General features: G+C 51.9%; 21 protein-coding genes. 6 read left to right on the top strand and 15 right to left on the bottom strand.

Annotated elements, in window-relative coordinates; translation table 11 throughout:
• Window positions 1-20: 20 nt before the first annotated feature.
• Both ABEA66_RS11455 and ABEA66_RS11450 read right to left on the bottom strand, forming a co-directional pair.
• The gene (locus ABEA66_RS11455; protein WP_345587644.1) at window positions 21-3410 is read right to left on the bottom strand and encodes a tubulin-like doman-containing protein; all 3390 of its coding nucleotides are present in this window, start codon (window positions 3408-3410) and stop codon (window positions 21-23) included.
• A 23-nt stretch (window positions 3411-3433) separates the two neighbouring features.
• Window positions 3434-5197, bottom strand: coding sequence for a vWA domain-containing protein (locus ABEA66_RS11450; protein WP_079913488.1), 1764 nt, complete (start codon window positions 5195-5197; stop codon window positions 3434-3436).
• A gap of 242 nt (window positions 5198-5439) precedes the next feature.
• Between ABEA66_RS11450 and ABEA66_RS11445 the strand changes: the two genes are divergently transcribed.
• The 4 genes from ABEA66_RS11445 (at window position 5440) to ABEA66_RS11430 (ending at window position 9422) form a co-directional block, all read left to right on the top strand.
• Window positions 5440-5592 (top strand): hypothetical protein, encoded by a 153-nt coding sequence (locus ABEA66_RS11445; protein WP_345587643.1) that lies wholly within the window; start codon window positions 5440-5442, stop codon window positions 5590-5592.
• Complete coding sequence (locus ABEA66_RS11440; protein WP_345587642.1) at window positions 5585-6532, top strand: hypothetical protein; 948 nt, start codon at window positions 5585-5587, stop codon at window positions 6530-6532. Before ABEA66_RS11445 ends, ABEA66_RS11440 begins: the two co-directional genes overlap by 8 nt.
• A gap of 6 nt (window positions 6533-6538) precedes the next feature.
• Window positions 6539-8341 carry a hypothetical protein gene (locus ABEA66_RS11435; protein ID WP_345587641.1) on the top strand — a complete coding sequence of 601 codons (1803 nt, stop codon included), beginning with the start codon at window positions 6539-6541 and terminating at the stop codon, window positions 8339-8341.
• Window positions 8342-8417: 76 nt separating this feature from the next.
• Complete coding sequence (locus ABEA66_RS11430) at window positions 8418-9422, top strand: HD domain-containing protein (protein WP_345587640.1); 1005 nt, start codon at window positions 8418-8420, stop codon at window positions 9420-9422.
• A gap of 204 nt (window positions 9423-9626) precedes the next feature.
• On the opposite strand, the gene ABEA66_RS11425 is transcribed toward ABEA66_RS11430, so the two are convergent.
• From ABEA66_RS11425 to ABEA66_RS11370, 12 genes are all read right to left on the bottom strand, one after another.
• A complete protein-coding gene (locus ABEA66_RS11425) occupies window positions 9627-11135 on the bottom strand; it encodes a response regulator transcription factor (protein ID WP_345587639.1) in 1509 nt (502 codons plus the stop codon).
• A complete protein-coding gene (locus tag ABEA66_RS11420; protein WP_345587638.1) occupies window positions 11132-12877 on the bottom strand; it encodes a cache domain-containing sensor histidine kinase in 1746 nt (581 codons plus the stop codon). Before ABEA66_RS11420 ends, ABEA66_RS11425 begins: the two co-directional genes overlap by 4 nt.
• Before the next feature lie 118 nt (window positions 12878-12995).
• The gene (locus ABEA66_RS11415) at window positions 12996-13817 is read right to left on the bottom strand and encodes a carbohydrate ABC transporter permease (protein ID WP_192705272.1); all 822 of its coding nucleotides are present in this window, start codon (window positions 13815-13817) and stop codon (window positions 12996-12998) included.
• Window positions 13814-14752, bottom strand: coding sequence for a carbohydrate ABC transporter permease (locus ABEA66_RS11410; RefSeq protein ID WP_345587636.1), 939 nt, complete (start codon window positions 14750-14752; stop codon window positions 13814-13816). Before ABEA66_RS11410 ends, ABEA66_RS11415 begins: the two co-directional genes overlap by 4 nt.
• A 169-nt stretch (window positions 14753-14921) precedes the next feature.
• Complete coding sequence (locus ABEA66_RS11405) at window positions 14922-16244, bottom strand: ABC transporter substrate-binding protein (protein ID WP_079913495.1); 1323 nt, start codon at window positions 16242-16244, stop codon at window positions 14922-14924.
• A 386-nt stretch (window positions 16245-16630) separates the two neighbouring features.
• On the bottom strand, window positions 16631-17422 hold the full coding sequence (locus ABEA66_RS11400; RefSeq protein WP_079913496.1) for a (2Fe-2S)-binding protein: 792 nt from the start codon (window positions 17420-17422) through the stop codon (window positions 16631-16633).
• Between the two features lie 264 nt (window positions 17423-17686).
• On the bottom strand, window positions 17687-18253 hold the full coding sequence (locus ABEA66_RS11395) for a peroxiredoxin (RefSeq protein WP_079913497.1): 567 nt from the start codon (window positions 18251-18253) through the stop codon (window positions 17687-17689).
• Between the two features lie 66 nt (window positions 18254-18319).
• Window positions 18320-18565, bottom strand: coding sequence for a glutaredoxin family protein (locus tag ABEA66_RS11390; RefSeq protein ID WP_079913498.1), 246 nt, complete (start codon window positions 18563-18565; stop codon window positions 18320-18322).
• A gap of 32 nt (window positions 18566-18597) precedes the next feature.
• Entirely contained in the window at window positions 18598-19521 is a 924-nt protein-coding gene (locus tag ABEA66_RS11385; protein ID WP_345587635.1) for an NAD(P)/FAD-dependent oxidoreductase, read from the bottom strand.
• Between the two features lie 205 nt (window positions 19522-19726).
• Window positions 19727-20476 (bottom strand): winged helix-turn-helix transcriptional regulator, encoded by a 750-nt coding sequence (locus ABEA66_RS11380; protein ID WP_079913500.1) that lies wholly within the window; start codon window positions 20474-20476, stop codon window positions 19727-19729.
• The gene (locus tag ABEA66_RS11375; protein WP_079913501.1) at window positions 20455-20850 is read right to left on the bottom strand and encodes a Fur family transcriptional regulator; all 396 of its coding nucleotides are present in this window, start codon (window positions 20848-20850) and stop codon (window positions 20455-20457) included. Before ABEA66_RS11375 ends, ABEA66_RS11380 begins: the two co-directional genes overlap by 22 nt.
• Before the next feature lie 240 nt (window positions 20851-21090).
• Window positions 21091-21726, bottom strand: a complete 636-nt coding sequence (locus tag ABEA66_RS11370) for a GGDEF domain-containing protein (protein WP_079913502.1) — start codon at window positions 21724-21726, stop codon at window positions 21091-21093.
• A gap of 287 nt (window positions 21727-22013) precedes the next feature.
• Between ABEA66_RS11370 and ABEA66_RS11365 the strand changes: the two genes are divergently transcribed.
• A complete protein-coding gene (locus ABEA66_RS11365; protein WP_345587634.1) occupies window positions 22014-23219 on the top strand; it encodes an MFS transporter in 1206 nt (401 codons plus the stop codon).
• Window positions 23220-23285: 66 nt separating this feature from the next.
• Here the strand turns inward: ABEA66_RS11365 and ABEA66_RS11360 are convergent, their stop codons facing one another.
• Complete coding sequence (locus ABEA66_RS11360; protein ID WP_345587633.1) at window positions 23286-24161, bottom strand: LysR family transcriptional regulator; 876 nt, start codon at window positions 24159-24161, stop codon at window positions 23286-23288.
• 130 nt (window positions 24162-24291) lie between these two features.
• On the opposite strand from ABEA66_RS11360, the gene ABEA66_RS11355 reads away from it, so the two are divergent.
• Window positions 24292-25506, top strand: coding sequence for an MFS transporter (locus tag ABEA66_RS11355; RefSeq protein ID WP_345587632.1), 1215 nt, complete (start codon window positions 24292-24294; stop codon window positions 25504-25506).
• Window positions 25507-25780: the final 274 nt, after the last annotated feature.

Below are 25780 nucleotides of genomic sequence, written 5' to 3'. Positions count from 1 at the left end.
ACAAAGCGGGCGAAAGCTCATTATTTCAGGCTTCTCACCATATCGCTTACTTTACCGGATACCAGCTTATAGAACTGGTACATGTCTTCACCGTTTTCCCATTCCACGCGGTCATAGTCCAGGGCCGACTTGGCCTCCGCATAGGCTTCAGCCATTTGCTGAAGCGTTGCGAGCAGCTCGCTGATATCTGCCGAAGCCGTCAGCTGCTGGCTCCGTTTGGCTGCTTTGCGCTGCAGCAGGCTCCGTTTCTTCTCATCCAGGCCGCGAATCTTGGAGTAGATTTCGTATTCTACGAATTTGTTGCTTTGCATCAGGTTGACGAACGGCTCCCATGGATCTTCCTCTGCGTCATGGTCGTAGACGTACAAGGCGCCTTTTTTACGAATGGTAAGCGTATAGGACGCATCGATAAACAGCTGCATCAATTTCTCCTCATCCTTATGAGTGCCGAGCAGCTTTTCGAGCTCCTCGATTTTGAGGGTGATCGAATTCATTTTGCGCCATTCTTCCTTCACTCGCTTCAGCAGCTCCGGAGAACGGATCAAATTGTCCTTGGCCAGCTCCTCGTTCACGCTGCCGAAAATATCCTTGGTGCTCTCAACCGGAAGCCCCTGCTCCAGCATCCGTTTCAAATCGGATACGCAGCGCTGCAGCTCTCCCAAGTTCGGCTTTTGCGAGTTGAGCTGAAGCTGGTATGACTCCAGGTGACGCTCTACATCAAATGGCTTCGTGAACACGCACTCGTACCGGTTGATCGTGCCGCTGTCCTCACCTTTTTCCCTGATGCAGCGGTAAGCCACCATCTCATCGAACAGCTCGCGCACTTCCGTGTTATATTTTTTTACCCGCTTGTTGTCATACGTATCTCCCCAGGATTTCTCAGGGATTGGCGACGGCAGGTAAGTCCAGTTCACCTTATCGGTCTGTACAAGGTGGCGTCCGATGCCTTCCGGCTCCAGAATCGTATTCTCGTAGCTGGTCTCATACACTTTAAGCGGCGTATACAGGAACAGCGGAATCCCGTTCTGGGTGTTCAGCCAGAAAATCCGGTTCTTCACTTCGCTCTCTTTGATCGTGAAGCGAGAGTTGGCAATGGCGTGATCCTGGAAATTCCGGATGCCCTTGAAAATATTCGGCGCTTTAACCGGTACCGAAACGAAGCCCCAAGAAGGGAAGTTGAAATGACCCGAGCTGTTGCTCAGATGGAAAACCGGCTTCGCCTCCTCGTACAAGCGGCTTGAGATTTTCTGCTCCACAAGCTTCTCGATGGAATCGTCGTTGCCGTATTTGATGATCAAATACTCTTCCATCGACTTGGTGATCAGATCCCCGAAATGGTCCGTCAAAAATTCCGAGATCGAGCTGACGACATCCACTTCCTGCTCCTTGATCCATTGATTGGACTTCACCAGCAGCTCGTTCGTAAAGTCGCGGATCAGGTCATTTACGTTCTTCTCGTCGGTCACCTGGTTGATTAGCTTGGCGATGTCCGGCACGCTGACCACGTTCCAGTAGTACGTCCGGTTTCCTTTATGGTCTACCTCCTCTTGTCCGTTCGTCAGGATATCGCCGTTTTTCTCGAAAATTTTATTGAGCTCGTTTAACAGCTCCGTGAACACCTGATAAATGCGGGAATTTTCCTGATTAATCAAATGGTACAGATCCTCGTAAAATTCCACCATTTGTTCCATGCGCTCGCGGTCGGCGTGCAGCAAATACTCCTGAATTTTAGCCTCGATATACGCATCCTTCTTCTTGTCCTTGGAAATGAAGGCGCTGCGCGCTTCGGTCATCTTCTGCTCCGAGCTCTCTTCAGCGGATTCGATATCGCGCGGAATGCGATAGATGCTCTCCTTCAACGATTCGATATAGGAGGAGATCAGCTTGAGCAGACAGAAGCCTTTATCCTGCAAAATGATACGCGACACGTAAAACGGTCCCTGCTCCGGATTTCTGAAGATTTTGGTCACCTGCTCGGTGAACAGCTCCTTCTTCTCGCCCGGCAGCTGCTTACGGCATTTGATGTATTCCTCACGCGCCCGGGACAGGAAATTTTGCTCCAGCTCGGTATCGAGGTTGACCGTCTGCTGCTTGATCACATTATGGTAGCTGAGGCGCTCGCTGTTCTGGTAGCCAGGAATCGGCTCCGGCACCCTTTGGCCGAATTCCCGATGAATCGAATCCGGGTCGATGCCCAGCTTGTGAGCCAGCTTCTCCACGTCTTCCTGGGATGGGCCCGCTTCGAACATTTTCTCCATGCGCTGAAATACTTTGTAAGCCAAGTAAGTCGTCATTTCTTCAATCGGCAGCACCGCAGAGGATGCGCCCAAAATGTTGTACTGATAGTTTGCGGCATAAGCCTTCGGCATCTGGTTGATGTTCGTGCGAATGTTGCTGATATAATCGTGGATCGCGAATTCTTCGCCGGAGCTTTTGTCCTCGCTCGCCATAAAGTTCGTAATATTTTCCGCCGTCACATTCATACAGTAATCGTACGCATTTTCCAGCAGCTTGCCCTCGAGATTGGTCGCGGAGATCAAATGCGCCAGATTGAACGGAGGCATAGGCGAATTGACGTTCAAAATGCTGGCGTACTGCTGCTTGAAGCGCTCATTGCGCTCATCCACGTTCATCCAGTAATCGAGCTCTTTCAGAGCCGCATAGCCGTTCTTCTTGATATATTCGCGGGAATGCTCAGTCAAGCTCTTGTTCGCCAGATTCACGTCCGGTGTGAACAGATAGCCGAGCAGGTTCACCTTATCGACTCCGGCAGAGCCGAAATCCCGCTCAATAATACCGCGTACGATATAGGCGATGTCCAGGAAGCATCCGCTGCCCGTGCCTCCCGATAAGCCAGTCAGCAGGAACACCATCAGCTTCTTGTTCGTGCCGACCGACAGCGTCTTGATCTTCCGTTCGATCGTTTGAACGACTTGAACGATTTTGGTAAACAACAGGAGACGGCCGGCTTGTCTGACACCCGACGCTCCGTTGATCCCGTCAGTAATGGTCAGCTCGGGGGACAGCCATTCCTTTATGTAGTCCTCCAGTACGCTGCGGTTTTGCAGGACGCTGCCGATTTCGGCGTTGGAGAGCAGCACGAATTCCGTCAGCGGATCAAGCCCGATTCCCTTATATTTCTTGTTGCGGTCATGCTCGTTCGTCTCCAGCGCAAGAAACTCGACGTTGTTCGGCTTCTCCTTCTTCTTCTTCGTAAAAGGGTCCTCCGGCAGCTTGAAGCGGCGGTTGATCTGGTATTTCAAACGGAGCAGTGCATCGATTCCCGTGCCGCCAAGACCGATGATCAGCATCGGATTGTCTATCGTATCTACGCGGATTTTATCGCTGATAATCCCTCCGCCAAGCGATACATCCAGCTGTTGTATATGCTCTCTGACTACTGCTTTCATGGTATGTCCTCCCGTATACGGAACTATTTTAAATACTCAAGAGTAATCGATTTATTGACATTTTGTAGCGTTATTTTGACTCGATCGTTATTTTTAAGCTCTTTTCCTTTCGATGCGTCGAATACCCGGCCGCCCTTTTCAATCGTACAGCCCGACTCGTTGTACAGCACGACGTTATCGCCGGCTCCAGGCTTCAATACGATTTCCCTGGTCTCCGCAAACTCAGGAGCCAGCTGCAGCAGCTGGTGGAGCTGGCATTTGCCCTTGAACGCATTCAGCTTCTTATACTGCGGATTCGTCCGCTCCCCGGTATCTTCATCCTTGATTTCAAGGACAATCTGCCCGACGAAGCCCTTGTTCGCTTTCTTCCAGGCGGAGAAGGCAAACCATGCGGCGGCTAACAGCACGAGCACTCCGGCAATCCAACCGCCGGTAACCGCCCAGTTCGTCTTGGAGGCTTCCGCAGCCGCACCGTTGTCCGTTGCAGCCTTGGCCCCCGACTTGGCCGATACCTTGGCAGGCTGGGATTCCCGCACGAAGTTGGCATTCTCTACCTTTACCTTCAGCTCGTAATCATGCGCATCCGCGATTTTCATGGAGCCCTCGATGCCTTTGTCCGACGTAGTCAGCGGAATCTCCTGCGTTTTTTGCGTATCAAGATCGGTCACGATCAGCGTCGACTTCGCATTTTTGTACAAATCGGTGTCCGTAATGTTCTGTCCGTTGGACTGCAAATACGCTTTGACAGGCACAGTTACACCAGGCCCATAAGATATAGACGACGAAAGTTCCATCGACACCTGCAAATCGTAGTTATAAATTAAATTGATATTGATTTTTTCTTTTGGAACGCCTTTGATTTGCAGCTTCCAATCTCCCTGGACCGGATTCAAAATTTTGATCAGCGAGTAAGCATTAGAGGTGGAATAGACGATCTTATCGGAAGGCACGGCCTGCTCCTGACCCGAAGGATTAAACAGCTTGACCTCCACAGGCTTGCTGGACATGATCGAAATATTCGCTTCCTGAACGCTGGAATTCGGGATTTTGACCGCTACGTCCTGGAACTGCCCGTTCGCCGTAAAGCCCGTCAACGGAACGACCTTGAGCTTCAAATGGCTGGCATAGATCTCGCTCAGGATTTGCGGGAGATCGTCCGCCGTGCTCGTCACGAACAGCTTGCCGTTCGTCTCCTTGGAGATGCGCTCCAGCGCGTCCTTGTTCAATTGCCCGTCGGCATTAAGGCCGATCGTATAGATCGGAATGCCCTTGTCCTTGGCCTTCTTCACCGCGTCGTTCAGCACTTTATCGGATTGATCCTGCGACTTGCCCGTATTGAGGGAGTTGTTCCCGTCGGTCAGCAGCACGATAAGCGGAACATGCCCCGGCTCGGAGCCCGATTCCAGCACTTTGACCGCTTCGCTGACACCAACGGCAATATCCGTATAAGGTCCTCTCGTCAGCTGGTCGATGAACGACTTCAGGTCTTGTTTATCCTGCATGCTGTTCATCTTCAGAAGTGCCTTTTCCCTAAGCACCTGATCGGTATAAGCGACCACCCCGATTTTGTCCCCTTGGACCGATGCCATGTCGACGAACATTTTCATCGCCTCATAGCTTACTTTATTGACGTCGCTCTCGTTCATCGAGGTGCTGACGTCTACCGATAGCACGGCGTCGATTTTCGTATCGCTGTTCGTATCGGCAGCCCATGCCGCTTGCGACAAGGTAAGAAGCAACAGCAGCGTCGCGGAAAGCAAGCGGATGATGGATTTGGTTTTATTCATGGTGTTGATTCCTCCAAAGCAAGATGGTTTACTTAACATAACGAAGCATTCTATGCTCCTGTTGCAGCCGTGCAAATCTCGCATCCTTCGCTGCCCGATCGCCTTTGTTCGAGCCGTTTCGCTGTCAATAGACAATCAAAGGTGGAACGAAGTGGGAGTTATGCTGTATATTATGTCTACTAACATATTAACTTTTTGGTATGTAAAATTCCACTAAGAGAATCTGATATCAGGAGAAAACCATGCCGACATTTATTGGAATTGCTTTTGCCGCCGTTTTTATTGCCATCCGTTGGGTCTACTTTCATACATCCAAGCAGCGGGGAGTATCGTCAGATGCTGTCGACGCCGGGTTTATTCAAGCCTTGAACAACAACGGTGAGCGACATGAGTAGCAAAATTCCCGTACAATTCCGCAAATCCGTCGTAACCCGCCATGCATTTGAACGTTTGAAACATTGCAAAGGTTGCGGTTCTTATTCCGTGCTTTGGCATGACCGTTGCTTGAAATGCGGTGCGGAAGGAAAATTTCAATCGCTGCAGGAGCTCGTGGTCACGGTGCGCCGCCGCGGAGCCTGGAGAGACTCCATGATCGTCTTCTCCATCTGCCTGGCCGCTTTTTTCCTGTCCGAGAGCGGCCCTCAGATGATTCTTTCTATCGCCGGAGGCTTTGTTCTGGCCGCAGGCTATTTGCTGCTGAACCGCAAGTACGCCCCGTCTATCGAGAAACGGCTGCTTCACCAGCTGCTGGCGGAGGAGCACCGCTCTATCCGAGACGGGCTGCTGCTTGATGTAGAGGACGCGGGACAGGATCTGAAGGCGGGAGAATATAAGCTTGCCTATGAAAAGCTGAGGGAAATCGGCTATTTGATCCAGGGCAATCAGGTGAAGGTGCTCAAGCTGATGTGCCTGAACCATTTTATTTTGCGAAGAGATATGGAGCTGGAGCTGTCGGAGCTGATTCCCGACGATTTTGACAAGGAGTTTGTTCGTTACCTGCACGAGGTCAGCAAGGTGAACCCGCAGCTGATCAAGAGCGACACTCTCAGCTACGTGTGGAAATATCGCGTCCTGATCGAGGCGCTTCCTGAAGGCAGGGAGACGCTAGCGCTGGCCGCCAGCGCCGCTCTCCGCGTGAAGGCTTATGTGCTGCAGTATCAGGAGCTGGTCACTGCCTTTATCGACGAGCTGCCGCGTGACCGGCTTCTCCGGCTTTCGCGCCTGCTTCAGGACAGCCAGAACGAAGCGCCGGAGCTGTATGCCAGAACAAGGGACATCGTCCAGCAGAAATACGGCTCGGATCCCGAGTTTCAAGCCCAAGGTTTAGGAGGGTAGCAGGCGATGTCGAATTCGATGTATCACCGTTCCAGCCGATACCTGTACGCCTCCTCTCTTCTGCTTGCGCTTATGGTCTGCCTGGCCGGCTTCAAGAGCTATGCCAGCTGGGTGAAGGTGGACCTGTATGCCCAAGCGGAGAAGGAGCAAGCCGCAGGCCATGATCTTGAAGCAGAGGCGCTGTACCAGAAGGCCCGTTCCAACACGATGATCAATTATAAAAACCGGGAGATCGATGCGGCGCTGGAAGCGCTGCGCCCGGCAACCGAGCTCAAACGGGGACTGATGTCGATCGTATCGGACATCCAATCGGCCGTTCCGCTTAACGATGTGCCGACGCTGGTCAAGGCATACGATTCCTATCAGAGCATTAAAGCGGATTATTCGTCCCGGGACGAAACGGCGCAACAACGGTTTGCCGATGCCGAAGCCGCTTACCAAGTGGAGAAGCAGCTAACGGAGGCTTTTGCCGGCGTAAAGGAAGGCTTGTTAAAAAGCCTGCAAACCGCTGTTTCCAAAAAGGCTTTCGATAACGAAAATACGATTGCTTACTTGGTGCAAATCCCGGCCGCCTATTTCAAGGATGAAAAAACGAAAAAGCAGGAGCTTACGTCACGGCTGAAAGCCTACGATCAGGCCCGCATGGAGTCGGTTTTTCAGAAAAAATCGTTCGGCGAAGCCGTGGATGAAGCGGTGCGAATCCGCAAATTTTACACATCCAATAGCATTCAAGCGGAATGGCTTGGGCCATTGATAGAGACGAATATACAGAACTCACTTGCGGCGATGCTGAAGAAAACCGACTTGAAAGCCTTTATCGATAATTCGCAAAAGGTGCTTAGCGTCAAGGAGCTGGCTGATTCCCGAACCAAGCTCAGCACCTATGTCCAAAATGCCATGAAGGGCCAATTCAATCGGGCCGAGCAGCTCGTATCCGCCAAAAAATTCGCCGAAGCGATTGAGCTTTATACGGTGCTGAACAGCTATAAAGACACCAGCAAAGAGATTCGCGATGCGGAGCTTCGCTGGCTCCAGGCCGATCCTTCGCAGCTGCTTCGCAAAGCGCTGGATGCCAATGTCAAGCTCACGAATATCGCGAGCGCCAAGGGTCTATGGGGCTCGCAGCTCGCTGCGGCAGCCGTTGCGGACAATCAATCCGTCGTGCTGGTGCGGCTGATGCCGGATCAAAGCATCAATCAAGCGGCGGCTTCCATTGACGGGAAGCAGAATATCAAATCGATCACGCTGACAGATCAATTTACGATGCGCGGGCTTCCCGTTCTTCTGATCGAGGCGGAGAGCAAGCAGCGCAAAGCCAGATATATAGTCTATGAAGCCCAGTCGGCGGACCTGCGCAAGCTGCTGGACATTGAAGCCGACGGGCTCGTTCAGGAACGGCCCGGCATACTGACAGCGGATCATGTAGCCGGAGAGCCTGCCGGACAAAAGACGTACTACGAATACAAGGACGGCCAGTACACCGTATCCAAAATGAAAACGGAGGCGGCGGATATTGCGCTGAGCGAGCTTCCGAAGCAAAAGATCGGCTCTCTTGTTCGCTTTCCGTGCACTATAGTGTCTGTGGACGGAGACACCGCCGTCGTTCAGCTGAATAACGATTATGTGCTCTTGACCGGCAGCATGAAATTCAAGCCGGGGCCGGTTACGGTCACAGGTACTTATGTCGATAAAAGCCGTGTGAGTGTCGGCTCCTCCCAGACCGCAACCGCCTACAAAATTAGCGTGACCGCCCTCACCTCGAGCGAGCCGGCGGCAGCGGAAGCGGCCAATCGGCGTCCTCTTCCATAGGGAAAGGTCATTTACAAACCTTGCGGAACCCATTATAATGAAATCCTTTCTCCATAAATTGGAAACGGAGGTGCAAATGACCTTGACTTATGTCCCTATTCAACAAGCCTTCGGGCTTGATTCCGTATGGGAGCCGCTCTATCAGCTGACGGTCCACCCGGAGCCTTTCGAAAGAGAGCTGTTTCAATGCCCGGCTGTAAGAAGATTAAAGCATCTGCATCATTATGGCGCAGGTGCTTTATTCAGTCCTGTCACCCATTCCCGCTTCGAGCATACGGTCGGTGTCTGGGCGCTCCTGCGTCATTTTTTCCCCGGCCAGCGTGAATGGCATGCCGCAGCCATCCTGCATGACATCGGACATCTTCCTTTTTCCCACACGATAGAGCAGGCACTTGGGATAAGCCATCATCAAATGACGGAGGAGGCCATAGCGGAGCCGCCGGTTTCCGAGATTTTAACCCGCCACGGCTTATCGCCGCAGCGGATCATCGAGCTGCTGAACTCCGACTCCCCATTGACGCATCGGTCCGATTGGCTGGGTATTGACCATCTCGACAGCTTTTTGCGGGATACCTATATGGCTGGCCGGTATAAGCTCCCTCCGTCGGAAATCGTACACCGCATCCGCTTTCACGGCATTTATATGGATACCGATGAAGAAACGGCCCTCCACCTGCTGAACGCTGTAGTCAACGATAACCTCATGTTTTTGCATCCGCCGTTTTTGGCGATGGATGATTTGCTGTCCCGTGCTGTTCATTTGTTCTGCTATGAACGGCCAGGCATGCAGCTGGCTATTGCGCGAATGACTGACGCTGAGCTGCTGTCACTGCTGCAATCCGCCACAGATGCTTGTCCGGAATTGAACGGCACACTGCGCGTTCTGCTCAGGGAGCCTCACAAAATAGAAAGCTGCGGCGAGACGGATCCGGGGGCAAGGAAAGTCGGTATCCGCAAGCTATACCTCAAGCAGCCGTTAGTCGGCGGCCTTCCGTTAAGCAGCATAAACCCTGCGGCCCAAGAAGCCTTGGGGAAGCTGGAATCGCTGCCCAGAGCCTGTTACTATCGGCTTCGTCCCTGATAGCAGAGCCTGCAGGTTCGTTTCAGAGAGACCGCTCTCTGATAAAGCTCATTCATCAGGAGCAGCATACAATGCTCAGCGCATATGCGGTATGAAGCAGGAGATCCGATTCGTTTGGTGTACATAGCCGGGCGCCCCCATACAAAAAAAGACTTCTCCGCCGGTAGACGATGACCGGGAAGAAGCCGCGCCGATTCATAAAGGTTATAGGGAAGTCTGTCTGGATCTTCGATAGTCCGAAGGATACATGCCGACCATTTCCGTAAAAAGCTTGGTGAAATGCCTTGTGCTGTAATACCCGACGCTTTCGGCAACCTGCTGTACCTGCAGGCCGCTATCCGCGAGCAGCTCCTTGGCCTTGAGTATCCGCAGCCGGGTGACATATTTCATAAAGGTCGATCCGGTTTTTTTATGAAACAGCGTGCTTAGATAGTTAGGCGTCACGTTCAAATCGGCCGCGATTTGACTGATCCCGATATCCTTCATGTAGCTGCTCTCGATGTAGGCAATGACCCGCTCTACCCAATCGATCGGCTGCTCCATGCTTTGCGGTCCCAGCAGCTGACGGTCGCCTAGCGCCTGAAGGTACCGGAACCCCTCCTCAACCGTGCGAACAGGCGCTGCTTCACTGTCCCGAGGAAAGACACAGCCCATGTAGGTCAATAGGGCCTGCTCAACCTGATGGTCACGGGACAGGCCCGTACGGCCCCATAGCTGCCTCAATTCACCGATCGTTTGCTGAAACTGGACATACAGCTTGTTTTTGAACTGCTGGCTTGCCATGATCATCAGCCTGCCGAGCTTAAGCTTCCCTTCCTGCTCCGCATGCGGCTCGAGCTCCTCCGTCATCCATGTGCGGTTCAGTCCGAGAACAGGGCGCAGCTCCGCCCATCGCTGCAGCCGTCCCATCTGGTCGACAAGCTCCTGAAAGCTTCGGCATTCCGAGGTTTGCATCAGCGTAACGGATGCCGCATTCCCGCTCAAGGTATTCAGCTTCCGTTCCAGTGCTTCCTGATAACCCGCTATCCTCTGCCTTGCTTCAAGTCCCTTATCAGGCTCCCATGTGCTTACCGACGCCATTTCGCCGCCAGGCAGCGCAAAGATACCGATATTCATGCCGCAGCCAAGAGAAGTGTTCATAAGGCTTCGTGCAGCGCGGCAAAGCTCATGCTGCAGGGCAATCTGTTGATTCGCCGGCAAGGGGGAATCCAGGCAGACGAAGGTTCCATGGAAGCTGCCGCGATGGAACAAGCTATCCTCCGGCTCCGCCGTAATCGAGGTAAGACCATGAAATAGATTGAACAGCGTATTCTCGAACTGCTGATTCAACAACGCAATATACTGCTGATTGCTCGCATAAACCCGATGAAGCGTTCTTTGCAGCTCCTCCGGATCGACCGGCTTGAGCAAATATTCCGATGCCCCCAGCTTCAGCGCCTGCTGGGCAAAGGAAAATTCCGAGTACCCGCTTACTATGATCCACTGGGTCAACGGGGACAACAGCCTCCCCTGCTGGATCGCTTCGAGGCCGCTCAGTCTCGGCATCTTGATATCCACAATAGCGATATCCGGCAGGCAGCGCCCAACCAGGTCCAGCAGCTCCTCCCCATTCGCGGCCTCGCCGAGCACGTTCCATGAGCCTTCCATCTCTTCGAGCATGCTGGTCAGGCTGGACCGAACCAGGGCCTCATCGTCGGCGATTACGATATTCATCCTCTGTCCCCGCCTTTCAACGGAATCTGAAATCTAACCTGCGTTCCACGTCCAACTGCGCTGTTCAACTGAAACACCGCCTGTTCAAAGGAGAGTCTCAAGCGTTCCTTTACATTCGATAACCCGACGCTTTCCGGCCCGCTTGAAGGGTCGAACCCTGCCCCGTCATCCTGAATGATGATCTCGAGCCATTCCTGCTCGTTATCCTCGCCGATGAATCGCGTATGTGCTGTAACGGCAAGAGTGCACGGCCGATCCAGAGGCTCGATGCCGTGAATCACGGCATTCTCCACAATAGGCTGCAAAAGCAGCTTGGGAATGCGGAAGGAACCGAGCTCCTCCTGCATTTCAATTCGAAAATGTAGTCTGTCCTGAAACCTCATCTGCTGCAGCTCGCCATATTTACGGAGAAACTCCAGCTCCTCCTCCAGCTTCACCCAATCGTTGCGTTCCAGAATATATCTAAGCATGCTGCTTAAGGACAGGATCGCTTTTTCCAGCAGCTGACGCTCCCCCTTCCGGTTCAGACCGATGAAGCCGCTGAGCGTATTGTATAGAAAATGGGGCTGAATCTGTGACTGCAGCGCCCGGTATTCCGCTTCTCTTCTGCCTAGAGCCGCATGATATTCACGGTCGATCAGCTCCTTCAGCTGGGCAATCATCGTGTTGAGGCTCATCCCGAGCTGGGCGATCTCGTCCTTGCCTCTAACCGCAAGCCTTGTCTGCAAGTCGCCTCTCTGGACCCTTTTCATAACGACGACCATTTTTTTGAACGGGGTCACAATCCAGTGCGATACGGTAAAATACAGCAGCAGCGTAATGACCAGGCCGCCTAGCGCCAGCATCAGTCCAACCCAGTAAATCCAGCTGAGCTGCGCTTTAACGACGGAATCCGGGAACAGCACGGCGATGCTCCAATTGGAGCTTGCGACCGTTTTGCTGACGACCTTATAGCTGTCATCGTCCCCCCTGATTTCATGCTGACCCTGGGCCAGCTGACTAAGCATTGCTTGGGAAACATAGTAGTTGGCGTACAGCAGCTTCCGGTTGTTATCGAGGATCACTACGATCGCCTTATTGCTGAACGGCACATCTTTAATGATGCTTTCTAGCACGACCGTGTCGGCATCGGCCATCATAACGGCTAACGGCTTGCCTGAATCGGGGTCTTTAATAAGCCGGGCCACCGAGAACACTTGCTTCACATCGGACGTATTCAGATAATCCTGCAGATGGACGCTGATAAAAGCAACGGCCCCGTCCTTACGCACCGCTTCCTGGTACCAATCCTGCTCCTGGAACGGATAGCCGGGAACCGGTTCATTCATGCCGAAGGCGGAGGACACATACACCGAGCCGTCATACGGAATCAGCGTAGTCGCCAAAATATCTTTACGCGCATTGCGCAAAAACTTCGGAAGCATCAGGTTCAAGGATTTTTCCGCTTCCATCTTGGCATAATCGCTTGCCATGGCATACTGGTGGCTTGCCTTGAGCTTCAAGGCGACCATTACGTCATTGTTCAGATAAGGCGTAATCGTCATGCGCTCCAGATCATCAACATACGTCATAATATTGTTCGTGAGCGCCGTTAAAGTCCCTTCGGTCAGTGTAGCCGTCTGCTCTCCGATCAGCTTCTCGTAGTAAGCGGGCACGCTGATCACAATCAGCGCCAAAGGGATTACAAGCGTTAACAGAAACAGCAAGGATAGCTTGGAACGGATCGAATACGCCAAATTCACGAGCGGCCACATCCCGACCATGGTATATTGTTTAGTTCCATTTTATACCACCACGATACCGGGAGGGAAGAGAGCGCTTTCGTCATTTCGTCATGTCTAGAGATGGCGTTGAAGCCATTCATCCCTTGACCGCACCGGAGGACAGACCGTGTATAAAATATTTTTGCAGGAACAAATAGAGCACGGTAATCGGTACCGCCGCCATGAACGAGCCTGCCGCTACCCAGCCGATGTTATTGTTATACTGTCCGAAAAAGCTCGACAGCGCCACCGTAATCGTTCGGGTCACCGGCTGCTGCAGGAAAAAGACGGAGAATTGGTAGTCGCTCCAAATCGTAACCCCGGTCAAGATCAGGACGGTGGCCGTCACCGGCTTCAGGAGGGGCAGCAGCACCCGGTAAAAGAGCCCGAGTCTCCCCGCGCCATCAATCATGGCGGCTTCATCCAGCTCCTTGGGAATGGTGCCGATAAACCCGGTGTACAAAAAAATCGTGATCGGAAGACTGAACGTAATGTGCAGCATAATGATGCCCCAAAACCGGTTCATTCCCCCGATATCGACCATCAGCTTATAGAGCGGAACGAGAATCGTCAGCGGAGGCACGATCAGCGCCGAAATAAAGACGGCGTACATGAATTTGTTCCAGCCCGTCTGGTATCGTGCCAACGGATAGGAAGCGATGGAGCCCAGTATGACAATGCCTGCCAACGCAAAAGCCGTTACCGTCACATTGTTCATAAATGCCCGGGCCAGGTTGGCTTCATGCCAGGCATTCAAAAAATTGTCGAGATACAAATAGCCCGGCATGATCCATTTGGAGCTGGGGTCATCGATGGCCTTAAACGAAGTTGTGATCAGAATATAAAAAGGGAGAATGTGAATCAGACAGAGGACTCCCGAGACGATTTCCGCCCCCCAACGTACCGATGCTCTGTTCACGCGCTCACCTCTCTCTTTCGCAAATAGTACAGCACCGTGATGCTCACGATGGAAATCATCACAAACATCAGATTGCCGATTGCAGCTGCATACCCCGCATCCTCCCGGCCAAAATACAGCTGGTACATCAAGGTCGACAGTGAAGCGGAGGCGTAGCCGGGGCCGCTGTTCGTCATGGCGGTAACCACGTCAAACAGCTTCAGTCCCCCGATGACGTTCAGCACGACGCTGACCGTAAAAGAAGGGGCCAACAGAGGCCAGGTTACATGTGCAAATTTGGCGAAGGAGCCTGCCCCGTCGATTGTAGCGGCTTCATAGTAATCCTTGGGGATAATCTGCAGTCCGGCCAAAAAAATAATCATCGCAATTCCCAAGTACTGGTAAGTATTGACGAACGTAATGATCCATACATTGATTTTGGGACTGCCCAGCAAATTGACGGGCTTATCTTGAAACAGCAATAAAATATCGTTGATCGCGCCGCCGTTATATTGAAAGAAAAAGTACCAGATGTAGCCCATAATGAGCGGGCTGATGATGGCGGGCAAATAAATGATGGTGCGGGTCAGCCCTCTTATGCGGATATTCCGGTTCAGGAAGAGCGCATAAGCCAGACCGATGATGTTCTGAAACAAGGCGCTCCCCAGGCCGTAGATGAGGGTGTTCTTAATGACGTTGCTCATATCGGGGTCGGTCAGCATCCGCTTGTAGTTGCTCAGGCCGATCCACTTATATTCCTGGGAGTACCCGTTCCAATTGGTCATGGAGATCGAGATGCCTTTCAGAAACGGGTAAAAAATGAACAAACAAAACAAGAGCAGCGCCGGAGCGTACAGCAGGTTCAGCCATGCCGGCGAATGAAACCATTGCCGCCGGCCTTCGCGCCGGGGATGCGGCTTCGTGTGATGGCTTGTCTCTATAGGCGCAGGGGCCATATCGGCTTCCACCCTTCCGTGATAGCATCGGAGAGGCTTGATGCCCCTCCGGGATTGATGAGAACAAAGTATTTCAAAAGGATAGCAGGGCATCCGGTAAGGTATCCCCCTCCAGCCGCTGTTGTTATCAGGAAATTCTTATTGTATACGTTTTTCAGCCTCCGAAAGCTTATTTATTACTAAGCCGCTCGACTTCCTGCTTCATTTTATCGCTGTACTGCTTCGCATCCACGTTACCGGCGAGCAGCGCCGTTCCCGTCTTGCACATCACATCCCACATGCCGTTAGGCAAATAGACGCGGTCAAAGTAAGGGAACACCCTAATATCGGCGTATTTGTTGTAATACTCGGTAAACTCATGCTTCGCTTCGACCCCTTTCAGTCCGGGAGGAAGCTTCGTCGCGTTGGCGATCTTGGTCATATTCTCCGGCTTCGCGAAATAAGCGATCAGCTTCTTCGCATCGTCCAGATGCTTGCCGTCCTTCCACGCTCCCATCGTATAGCGCTCGCCGCCCGAGAAGTTCGGCGCGTCTCCCGGTACCATCGAGGGAACGGGCATAAAGCCTATTTTCAGGTCGGCTTTAATCTTATGAACCTCATCGGCGAAGGATGGCCCTTGTAGGGTGAAGGCTACCTTACCTTGAGAAAACTGCTGGGGAAGGTCGCTGTATTTGGCCGTCAGCACATCTTTGTTGATGTAGCCTTTTTTCTGCATTTCCAGGAATTTGTCCGGGAGCGGCTTCCACTTGTTCCAGTCGAACTTTTTGTCGAGCAGGTTCTGCGCTTCGTTATCCTTAGGGCTAATCAACAAGGAAGTGGCGAAATAATCGAAATACTGCCCGATCATCCAATCGTCGATTCCCGAGAAATAGAAGGGCGTCACCTCGCCTTTGCTCTCGGTTTTCAACTTTTCAGCCGCTGCCATCAGCTCGTCGAACGTTTTGGGCGGTTCGATGTTGTATTTTTTCAGGAGATCCGCATTATACGTCAAGCCGTCCTTGGCTTCACTCAGCACCAGCGCGTGAACCTTGCCGCTTTTGTCCGTCACGACATCCTTGATGGTATTCGTCAGCTGGGACGCCCAAGGCTGGTCCTTCAAATCGGCCAAATATTTGCCGTACCGGATAATGGCCCAGCCGTGAGTATCGAATACATCGGGCAAATCGTTCGCGGCCATTTTGACCTTCAAAATGTTTTCGTACTCCGTGCCGGGGAACTGCAAATCGACATCGACCTTTCCGTTCTCCCTGGCAAAATCGCTTGCGATCTGCTTGTAAACCTCTTGAATCGGCTTGTCGTTGACGGTCGAATAGACGGTGATTCTTGTCTTGTCTCCGCTTCCGGCAGGAGAACTGCTCTTGCCCGTATCCGCCGTCGGCGCAGGCGCCGCCGTCTTCTCCGCGGCCGTTCCCCCTTGCCTTTGCGAGCATCCCGCTAAAGCGATAGAGCATGTCAAAACCAACATTGCTGAGCTCCACAGTTTCTTGTTCATGAATTGGCCTCCCTTATCGTTTCCATGCTTTGGGTATAACAGGTCTTCCCCTGCTGCATTGACCAATTGAAGTCATTATCATTTCCCGGGTAGTTGTAGCAGTTGTCTTTTCGAAATTGATCTTAACATAAATGAACACGCTTACATATGATGCAATTCTACAATAGAAGCGCTCATTTATTAACTGGCAGCTGGTCATCCGTCCGCAGCCCTTGTACCTGACCGGAGAAGATAAGCCTTCCGCCTTCAGTAGGCGGATTCCGATTCCCCAGACAAAATCCCCACGCAAGGATTCAGATAGTTTGTGGGGAATCTAGTCTAGAAAAACTTATAACCTCTAAACCGTAAAAAAAGCCCATCCTCTTATGAGAATGAGCTCCACTCGCTTATCCATGACCTGCTTCCATTTTAATCCGCCGTACCTTTTCCTCACGCTCCGCCTCCGTTAGACGAGGGCAGGTATAGCAATAGCCATGATCCGTATCCGTCTTGTAGGCCAGGCAGCATACCGGCTTGATGCGCATTTGTTCCCCGGGAACTCTCGGATTCTCCATCATCCGGAACCGGATATCGAACGGGCTGCGGGAGCGTCCGAATAGTGCCGGATCAAGTCCGTGCAGAAGCGTGTCCATGTCCTGCTTTAACCGGACGAGCGATTCTTCGGAATGGGCTTCCTTGTACCAGCGGTCCATCGCATAGTGCATTCGGGTGATCATAGTCGCCCATAGAATACCGGCAGAGATGGAAACGGTCCCGGCAAGGCTTTCTAGCAAAGGCTTGACCTGCTGGCCATAAAACTGGATCATCGCCTCTTTCGACCGATCGTTCCGGTTCGGCCACGTGAGCGGTTCCCCCCGCCACTCCTTCATCCGGAAAGCCAATGCGATCCTGCGGCCGTTGTCGTAAATCTGTACTTCCATATTGTCCAATGAAAAATCGGGGATAAAGGAATCATGCCATAGGGAATATTGGAAAGCCGCACATACCCCGCCGAACCAGCTGGCAAAATAGGCAGCCGCCACATCGGGCTCCAGCGCCTTGAGCAGCGGAGCATAGGTTTGGATGAATGCGCTCGCTCCCTGTCTTCTGCTCAGGCAAGAAAGCGATGCGCCGAACAGCGTACCAGGCTGATCTTCCAAGACCACAAAAAACTGATTTTCATAATACGCCGTATCCACAACCTCTGAAGCTCCCTCCTAATGGTAACCACACACATCTTCCGCATAGGTCTATTAGTGAAAACGATTCTCATTTTCATAATAAACAGGATGCCATCCCCTGTCAAATTTATACGATTCGGGTTCTTCCATAAAAATACATGATTGCCTAAGACTAGTCAACGAAACTTATCGTGAACTATGACACACTTTCTATTATGCAGGGAACCCCGAATTTGTAAAAAAAGATGACCCGCTGATCGCGAGTCATCCTTTTTGTCACTATTAACCGAGTGTTTTATCCCCTTTTTTCCAGTTGGCCGGGCACATGCCGCCGGATTGCAGCGCTTCAAGAATCCGCAGCGTTTCCTCTACGCTTCTGCCGACGTTCATATCAGTTACCACCTGGTAGCGCAGGATTCCATCCGGGTCGATAATGAACAGTCCCCGATGAGCAGCGCCTGTTGCGTCATCTAGAACGCCATAAGCCTTCGCGGTCTCCTTCTTGAAATCCGAGGCTATCGGATAGCTGATCGGTCCGATCCCCTGTTGATCACGCGGCGTGTTGATCCAAGCACGGTGGGTATAGATGCTGTCTACGGAAATCCCTATGACCTCGCAATCCAGCTCCTGAAACTTGTCATAATGGTCGCTGAAGGCAATAATCTCCGTCGGGCACACATAAGTGAAGTCGAACGGCCAGAAGAAGACCATAACCCAGCGGCCGCGGTATTGTTCCAGGGATACGTGCTCTTCTAACGTCTCCAGATTGATGGTGGAAGGAAGATGAAACGATGGTGCTTTCAGTCCGATTTTTACCGTTTGTTCTGCATTAGTAGTTGTTGTTGTCATAATGAATGTCCTCCTAGTGGTTTTTATTTAATTAACTAATGGTCAAATATCTGCTTGACGATGGTGTCATTGCTGCGCCAGTGCTTTTTTGATACGGGTCGGATTAAGGCCGAGAATTCTCGTCTCTCCGATCACCGTGACGGGAATTGAGCTCATCCCCATGGCTTCCAGCTCATCGCGGTAAGCTTCATTCACATCAATGTTGCGCTCTTCAAATGCAATTTGCTGCTCCGTTAAATATTTTTTCAGCTGGCTGCAGTAGGTGCAGGTTGTGCTGGAATAAACAATGACTGGTGTAGTTGTTGTAGACATGGGCAGTTCCTCCTTGGATTGTAGAAATGATTTTATTTGTACTGTGGAATCAGCTGTGCTCTGCGATGAATGAATTTGTCCACCGCCATGGCGGCAATAGCGCCGTCAGCTGCGGCGACGACCGCCTGCTTCACCGGCGAACGGCGAACCTCTCCGGCTCCGAATACTCCGGGAACGGGCGACTGCATGGATTCATCCAGGATCATAAAGCCGTTCTCGTCGAGTGGAACCTGATCCTGCAAAAAGTCGGTGCCGGGCTTGCTGCCCGATAAGAAGACGAAGACTCCATCCACCTGAAGCTGCTGCTCTTCGCCGTTCGGGGCTTTCACCCGCAGTCCCTCCACATGGTGCTCGCCGACGATCTCCAAAGGCCTTGTCCGAAAATACAGCTCGGTCTTATCCAGCGGCGGAAGTGCCTCCGCTCCCTGCAGCTCATTGCGGGGCACGACAAAATGAATTTTCGAGACCAGCTTGTTCAAGGCCAGCACCTCATCCAGCGCTTCCTCGGAATCGCCGATCACGGCGATTTCCTTGCCTTCGAAGAAGGCGCCGTCGCAGGTGGCGCAGGTGCTTACCCCGCGGCCAAGCAGCTTCTCCTCCCCCGGAAGCATCCGATTGCGTCCTTTGGAGCCGGTAGCGACGATTACGGCTTTGGCCTCGAACATGCCGTCGGCCGTAAACACAAGCTTCGACTCCCCTTCCAGATCCACGGCGGTAATCGTCGTCTGCTTGAACTCCGCCCCGAAACTTCGGGCTTGGCCGCGAATGCGATCCAGCAGCTCCTTCCCGCTAAGCTCCTCGGCAACGCCGGGATAGTTCGCGATCTTATGAGTCAGCGCCAAGGCTCCGGTATTCGGGGCTTTGTCCAGCACCAGAGTGGATAAATGACCTCTTGCCGTGTACAAAGCCGCCGTTGCGCCTGCCGGCCCTCCTCCGATAATGATGACATCGTACATATAAACCCTCCTTGCTGATCGTTTTGTTTATATTTAAACTTAAACTAAATCTAAAAATCTTATATCTGAATATTACCACGGCAAACCCAATGGATCATGAAGGTTTGATTAAGCTCTCGTGAAGATTTCATGAAGCAGCCCCTTACATGCGGAAAGGTGGGTTTAGCGACGAATCGCCAAACCCACCTTTCTTACTTATATCCTATTAATCTGCCAGCCGGTACCCGACTCCGCGAACCGTTTCGATGTAGGTCGGTGCCTTTGGATTGTCCTTCAGCTTTTGCCGCAGACTTTTGACATGGACGTCCACCGTATTGCTGCCTCCGAAGTATTGATCGCCCCAGACGCGGTCCATCAGCTCCTGTCTGGACAATACGGCGCCATTGGTATCGAGCAATGCCTTCAGCAGATCAAACTCGGTCTTGGTCAAATCGACGCGGGAGGCCCCGAGATATACGGCCATTCGTTTGTAATCCACGAGGAGCTCCTTATGCTGCACTTGATCGCCCCGCTCCTCCGGTACCCTTCCTTCGCCGAGCAGCTTGGATTGAATCCGCTCGAGAATCGCCTCGGTGCTCGCGGAAGACCAGACAACAGCATCTTCGTAAGATGAAAAGCCGGGCTCCACCAGCCGCTCCGTTCCTTTGACGAGCAGAAGAGCCGGCGACGACACCGTATTCGGGCGCGGCTTCGGCACAAGCGCATCGTAGGTTGCATCTACAATCAGGAGATCAATCGGCAGCGCCGCGAGCGAGTGCTCATCCAGATGATGAAAGACCAGTACATCATAGCACTTGGCTGTCAGCTCTCTCACCAATTCGTGCAAGGCATGAGGAAACGGGCTGATAATGACAATGGTATGCGTGGTGGAGCAAAACGCTCCGATGGGCTGCTCATCCCGGGACGTATCTATTGCCACATTCGTCCATTCGCTTACTTCTCTTTGCTGCTGCATGAAGGGCACACTCCTTTCAGCAAAATATGTTCATCCTCCACTATATAACCGGTCTCTTCCGCAACGGCTTTCGACCATTCGGCCGGAACGTGCGTAAAGACTTCATCCACTTTGCCGCAAACCCGGCAAACGATGTGCTGATGATCCTCTGTCCGTGCATCGTATCGGCTTGCGTCTCCTTCGAGCTTCAGCTCCCGAATCAGCCCTTCCTCCGTCAAATAGCGCAAGGAATTGTAGGTGGTTGCATAGGCAAATTGATGCCCGCGCTTGTTCAACCGTTCAATAATTTCTGCAGCGGTAGGATGATCGGTGCTTTCCATCACAATTTCATAGATTGCTTTCCGCTGAGGTGTCAGCTGTCCTTTTCTGCTCATTGTGATTCCCCCGGTACTTTTTTTATTATATTTAGATTAATTCTAATCTTAAACTTAGTCTAAGTCAATATCCCTTTCACTTCATACGAAACATATTCGCCAGGATTCCACAAATCAAACAAGAGCAGCGCTTGTCCAGCCTGCCCTTGTGCCGCCTGACATCGTCAGGAGGTCTTTCCTTATTCTTTTAATTTCCCGTCTGCTTTATCAGGGATTCCTCTGACGGCCAAGACAAAGGGATTAGCGGTCATACTTGCGGATCAGATCCGCCAATGCTTCACGGAATAAAATGGACTCCTTCTTCTTCAGCTTCTCGGCCAGCGTCTTCAGCTGCCGAACCATCGTCGCCGGATAATAGCAGGTCTTCATCACCATCTCCTCATTAGGAGGCAGCGCAACCTGGTTTCTCCCCGATTCCTTCGCCGACATAAGCGCCGCATTGGCCGCCCGCATCAACCCGTTCATATCCTTGGCATCCCGCGGGTATTGAGCCACTCCTACCGTTACACTAATTTCCTGCGCCTGCTCGTCCGCCGGCAGTTGAAACCGTTCGTTCGAGGCTTGTACGGCCGCCCGAACCGACTCCATCTTCAAAAAGCCTTGTTCCAGGCTGAAATCGGCCAGCACTACCGCAAATTCATCCCCGGAGACGCGAAACACCGCTTGCTCCGAGGTCTGTTCCTTAAGGATATCCGCGATCGTTTTCAATACATGATCCCCGGTATCATGACCGAACAGCCGGTTGATGTCCAAAAAATGGTCCACATCAATAAGAGCCAGAGCGACTCCTTCACATTCCTGAGACGTCTCCTTCAGCTGAAGCTCCAATGCCTCCCGGTTGCGTAAACCAGTCATTTCGTCTATTCTGCCCTTCATATATCCACATCCTTATATCAATATATATAATACTATATATATAATTTTATATAAGAAAAATATGGAAATGTCAACAACCCTTTATGCTAAAAAGCTGGCACTCATCGTTGACAATTTTAATTGGTGTACATATAATTGTTATAACAACAATTTAACAAAAGAAGGCCCCAAGGTAATTTCACATTTCGTGAGATTACCTTTACTTGCTGTGCGTTGCTATTCGGTCCATGAATAACCTCATGCGCATCAGACACAATAATAAATGAAGAAGGAAGCGATACTCTCATATGCAGAATCAGACAGCAAAGCAAGAAGCTCCTTTGTGGAGCCGCAATTTTATAACGATTTGTATCAGCAGTTTTTTTGTATATATGACCTTTTATATTTTGGCGGTGACCCTTCCGACCTTTGTTCTGGAGCATCTGCAAGGAAGCGGCCAGCAAATCGGCCTGGTCACTACTGTGTTCATCATTAGTGCTGTTATTTTCCGCCCACTGACGGGGAAATGGCTGGACGAGCTGGACAAGAAGAAAATCATTCTCTTCTCGCTCATCCTGTTCGCCGTTTGCAGCATATTGCATCTTGTCGTAACTAACTTTTATGTTCTCTTACTGCTAAGATTTATTCACGGGATCGGCTTCGGCATCGCCGCTACAGCCACATCCGCGGTAGTGATTCACATCATTCCCGCGCATCGCAGAGGCGAAGGGATCGGCTATTTCAGTCTGTTCATGAGCCTGGCCATGGTCATCGGTCCCTTCCTCGGATTGACGCTGATGACAAAAGCCAGCTTCCACGTTCTGTTCATCGCCTGCTTCGTACTTTCTCTTCTGGCTTTCCTGTGCGGGGCAATAACCAAGCTTCCCGATACTCCGGCACCGGCCCAAACCTCGGGCACGTCCTGGAACTGGAAAAGATTTATCGAGCCCAAGGCTATTCCGATTTCGTTGGCAGGCTGTGTACTGGCATTTTCTTACGGGGCTATCTCCACCTTCATCTCCGTCTATGCCAAATCGATCGGCCTGGAGCAGGTAGCCAGCTATTTCTTCATGGTGTTCGCCGCAATGATTCTTATATCCAGACCCTTTACCGGCAGACTGTTCGACCGCAAAGGCGAGCATGTGCTTGTCTATCCCGGCATCGTGCTGTTCGTCGTCGGCATGCTTTGGCTGAGCCAAGCGAATACAGCCTTCATCTTCCTGCTGACCGGAGGCATTATTGGGCTAGGCTTCGGCGCGCTGCTGCCAAGCTTTCAGGCTATTGCCGTCAAATCGGCTCCAAGCCACCGAAGCGGTCTGGCCACCGGCACATATTTCGTCTTTTTCGATTCCGGGTATGGGCTCGGTTCCTATATTCTCGGCCTTATTGCCGCCAAAACCAATTATCACGTCATGTACCTTGTCGGGGGCATCGTCGTCGCCTTTACTGTCATTCTCTATTACGGCCTTCATCATAAAAAGCAAAAGGTTCAAACGGCATCACGGCTTTCATAACGCAACAACAGGCTGCATGGAATTCTGAAAGAATTCTTTTGCGGCCTGTCTTTTTTCTGGGGGTTTTTAGCGAAACTGCTCGATGATAAAGCTGCGAAACAGCTCGGCCGAAGGAGATAATGTCCGGTCCTCGACCCATGCAAGACCAATCTCCCGTTTGCACAAGGGTTCGGTTACATGCAGCCGTTTGATTTTGCTAGAATCGATCCCGGTGAAGAAAGGAATCAAGGTAACGCCAAGACCGGACGAGACCAGCACGGAGACCGTCGCCACATCGTCCCCCTCGAACTTGATCTTGGGAGCAAAGCCCGCCAAGCCGCACAGCCGGTCGGTTAGCGTACGCATCCCGTAGCCTCTTTTGAACGTTATGAAGGGCTCCCCGGCAAGCTCCTCTAGACGGAGCGAGGCTCGAGAGGCAAGCCGGTGATTCGAAGGAACGTAGACGAACAGCTCTTCCTCGATCAATTTATGCCAAATAAGCCCTTTATCATTGTCAAGCAGCCCTACTATGCTGAGATCTACCTCGCTATGCATCAATTGCTTATGAATAATGGTGGTAGGGCTCTGATGCAGCAAAAACTCCACTTGCGGATACACCCGATTGAATCGGCTGATCAGCTCCGGCAAAATGCTCAATCCGAACGTCATTACGAACGATAAGGAAACGGAGCCGGTATAGGGGTCCTTCATCTGGTGCAGCTCCTGAACCCCGTCCTGAATTTCCTGCAGAGCTCGGTCAACCCGCCTTAGAAACTGCTTGCCGTAGGAGTTCAGCTGAACGGATCGGCCGATACGGTCGAATAAAGCGACTCCCAGCTCCTCCTCAAGGTGAGTGATCGACCGGCTAAGGGCAGGCTGTGAGATAGCCAGCTGCTCCGCCGCTTTGGTAAAATGCTCCGTCTTCGCTACAACGCGAAAGTATTCTAGCTGCTGCCACTCCATACCGCGCACCACTGTCCTTTCATAACAAAAATGCATTATTTCTATATCAATAATAAATTGGACGTTATCAGCTGGCAAGGAGTAGACTTAGTAATCATCAATAACAGTCAGACGGAATGAAGGAGAGAGAATGATGCCATATATAGAAATCGGAAGCGGCGCCTACCGGCGCACCTTATTTAGCATGCTGCTGGGAAGCCTGGTTACTTTCGCGATATTGTACAGCCCGCAAACCTTGATCGGCACCTTCGCGGAGGAGTTTCATGTATCGCCTTCCACGGCCAGCTTCGTAATCTCCTTCTCAACGGTTACTCTTGCGGTCGCCATGCTGTTCGTCTCGGTATGCTCCAATGCCTGGGGGAGAAAAGGAGTGATGGGCGTCTCTTTATTCGCCACGTCCGTGCTTGCCATTATTTCCTCCTTCACCCACAGCTTTCATTGGCTGCTGGCGCTGCGACTTCTAGAAGGCATCAGCCTTGCGGGCTTTCCGGCTATTGCCATGACTTATTTGAACGAGGAAATTTCGCCGGGAAGCATCGGCAGAGTCATGGGAGTCTATGTCGGGGGTACGGCAGTCGGAGGCTTTGCAGGACGGATTATTGTCAGCGCCTTGACAGACTTGTTCTCCTGGCATACGGCACTATTGGCGCTCGGGATTTTCAGTCTCCTGTGCAGCGTCTGCTTCTGGATGTATCTGCCGAAATCGCAGCATTTTCAGCCAGTCAGCCTCTCCTATAAGCATGCAATTCAAGGGTTCAAAAGCGGCTTAGCCGATAAAAAGCTGCTCGTGCTGTACCTGGTCGGTTTTCTGCTTTTGGGGGCCTACGTTACCCTATTCAATTATTTAGGCTATCCGTTATCCCAGGCTCCTTATGATTTGAGCCAAACCGTCATTGGATTTCTATTCATCTTCCAGTTGGTCGGCTCCTGGAGCTCTTTCCTGTTCGGCAAGCTGGCCGACAAGCATTCCCGTGCAGGGCTGATTGGTTTGGGCATCGCCTTGTCGGTTATCGGGGCGCTGCTGACGCTGTACGGCAGCCTTGTACTTATGATCGCGGGTCTGATCTTGTTCGCGTTCGGATTTTTTGCCGGGCATACGGTAGCCAGCGGATGGATCGGAAGAATAGCTCCAGCACCCAGCAAAGCCTACGCCTCTTCGTTGTACCTGTTGTTCTATTACACAGGCTCGAGCCTTGTCGGCTGGTCCGGCGGCTTCTTCCTCGCCTCCTTCCACTGGGGCGGAGTCATCGTCTTCATCTGCGCGCTGCTTGTTCTTACAGCTGTCTTGGTTCTGCCGCTTATTCGGCTTCCTGTGGCTCCACAGGGGGTTCGAATGGGGAAATAGCGTCTTAACGCCCTGACGGAATGCTGTCTTTGGTCTGTCGGCATTCAAGACATTCAATTTGCCGTGGAGCCGTTCCAGGATTCAATTCCATTCGCCGGCCGCTGTTCCTGCACTCTTTTCGATGTATTATGCCCTTTCGACGTGCGATTCCCACACGTAAAAAAGAAGAGCCGCGCGGAATATCCGTGTGGCTCCAGGTTGTGGAATTCCCTATCATACCGAAAAATGTATTGTCTGATAATAAAGTTGTTGAATTTATAATAAAGTCTTTTAA

Source organism: Paenibacillus vulneris, from assembly GCF_039543185.1.
Lineage (GTDB): Bacteria > Bacillota > Bacilli > Paenibacillales > NBRC-103111 > Paenibacillus_S > Paenibacillus_S vulneris.
The sequence above is the reverse complement of the archived record's forward strand: the minus strand, read 5'-3'. Positions and strand labels throughout refer to the sequence as shown.

Coding starts and splice junctions, on each gene's coding strand:
- ABEA66_RS11455 (WP_345587644.1), bottom strand. CDS start 3,410: ATGAAAGCAGTAGTCAGAGAGCATATACAACAGCTGGATGTATCGCTT.
- ABEA66_RS11450 (WP_079913488.1), bottom strand. CDS start 5,197: ATGAATAAAACCAAATCCATCATCCGCTTGCTTTCCGCGACGCTGCTG.
- ABEA66_RS11445 (WP_345587643.1), top strand. CDS start 5,440: ATGCCGACATTTATTGGAATTGCTTTTGCCGCCGTTTTTATTGCCATC.
- ABEA66_RS11440 (WP_345587642.1), top strand. CDS start 5,585: ATGAGTAGCAAAATTCCCGTACAATTCCGCAAATCCGTCGTAACCCGC.
- ABEA66_RS11435 (WP_345587641.1), top strand. CDS start 6,539: ATGTCGAATTCGATGTATCACCGTTCCAGCCGATACCTGTACGCCTCC.
- ABEA66_RS11430 (WP_345587640.1), top strand. CDS start 8,418: ATGACCTTGACTTATGTCCCTATTCAACAAGCCTTCGGGCTTGATTCC.
- ABEA66_RS11425 (WP_345587639.1), bottom strand. CDS start 11,135: ATGAATATCGTAATCGCCGACGATGAGGCCCTGGTTCGGTCCAGCCTG.
- ABEA66_RS11410 (WP_345587636.1), bottom strand. CDS start 14,752: ATGGCCCCTGCGCCTATAGAGACAAGCCATCACACGAAGCCGCATCCC.
- ABEA66_RS11405 (WP_079913495.1), bottom strand. CDS start 16,244: ATGAACAAGAAACTGTGGAGCTCAGCAATGTTGGTTTTGACATGCTCT.
- ABEA66_RS11395 (WP_079913497.1), bottom strand. CDS start 18,253: ATGACAACAACAACTACTAATGCAGAACAAACGGTAAAAATCGGACTG.
- ABEA66_RS11390 (WP_079913498.1), bottom strand. CDS start 18,565: ATGTCTACAACAACTACACCAGTCATTGTTTATTCCAGCACAACCTGC.
- ABEA66_RS11385 (WP_345587635.1), bottom strand. CDS start 19,521: ATGTACGATGTCATCATTATCGGAGGAGGGCCGGCAGGCGCAACGGCG.
- ABEA66_RS11380 (WP_079913500.1), bottom strand. CDS start 20,476: ATGCAGCAGCAAAGAGAAGTAAGCGAATGGACGAATGTGGCAATAGAT.
- ABEA66_RS11375 (WP_079913501.1), bottom strand. CDS start 20,850: ATGAGCAGAAAAGGACAGCTGACACCTCAGCGGAAAGCAATCTATGAA.
- ABEA66_RS11370 (WP_079913502.1), bottom strand. CDS start 21,726: ATGAAGGGCAGAATAGACGAAATGACTGGTTTACGCAACCGGGAGGCA.
- ABEA66_RS11365 (WP_345587634.1), top strand. CDS start 22,014: ATGCAGAATCAGACAGCAAAGCAAGAAGCTCCTTTGTGGAGCCGCAAT.
- ABEA66_RS11360 (WP_345587633.1), bottom strand. CDS start 24,161: ATGGAGTGGCAGCAGCTAGAATACTTTCGCGTTGTAGCGAAGACGGAG.
- ABEA66_RS11355 (WP_345587632.1), top strand. CDS start 24,292: ATGATGCCATATATAGAAATCGGAAGCGGCGCCTACCGGCGCACCTTA.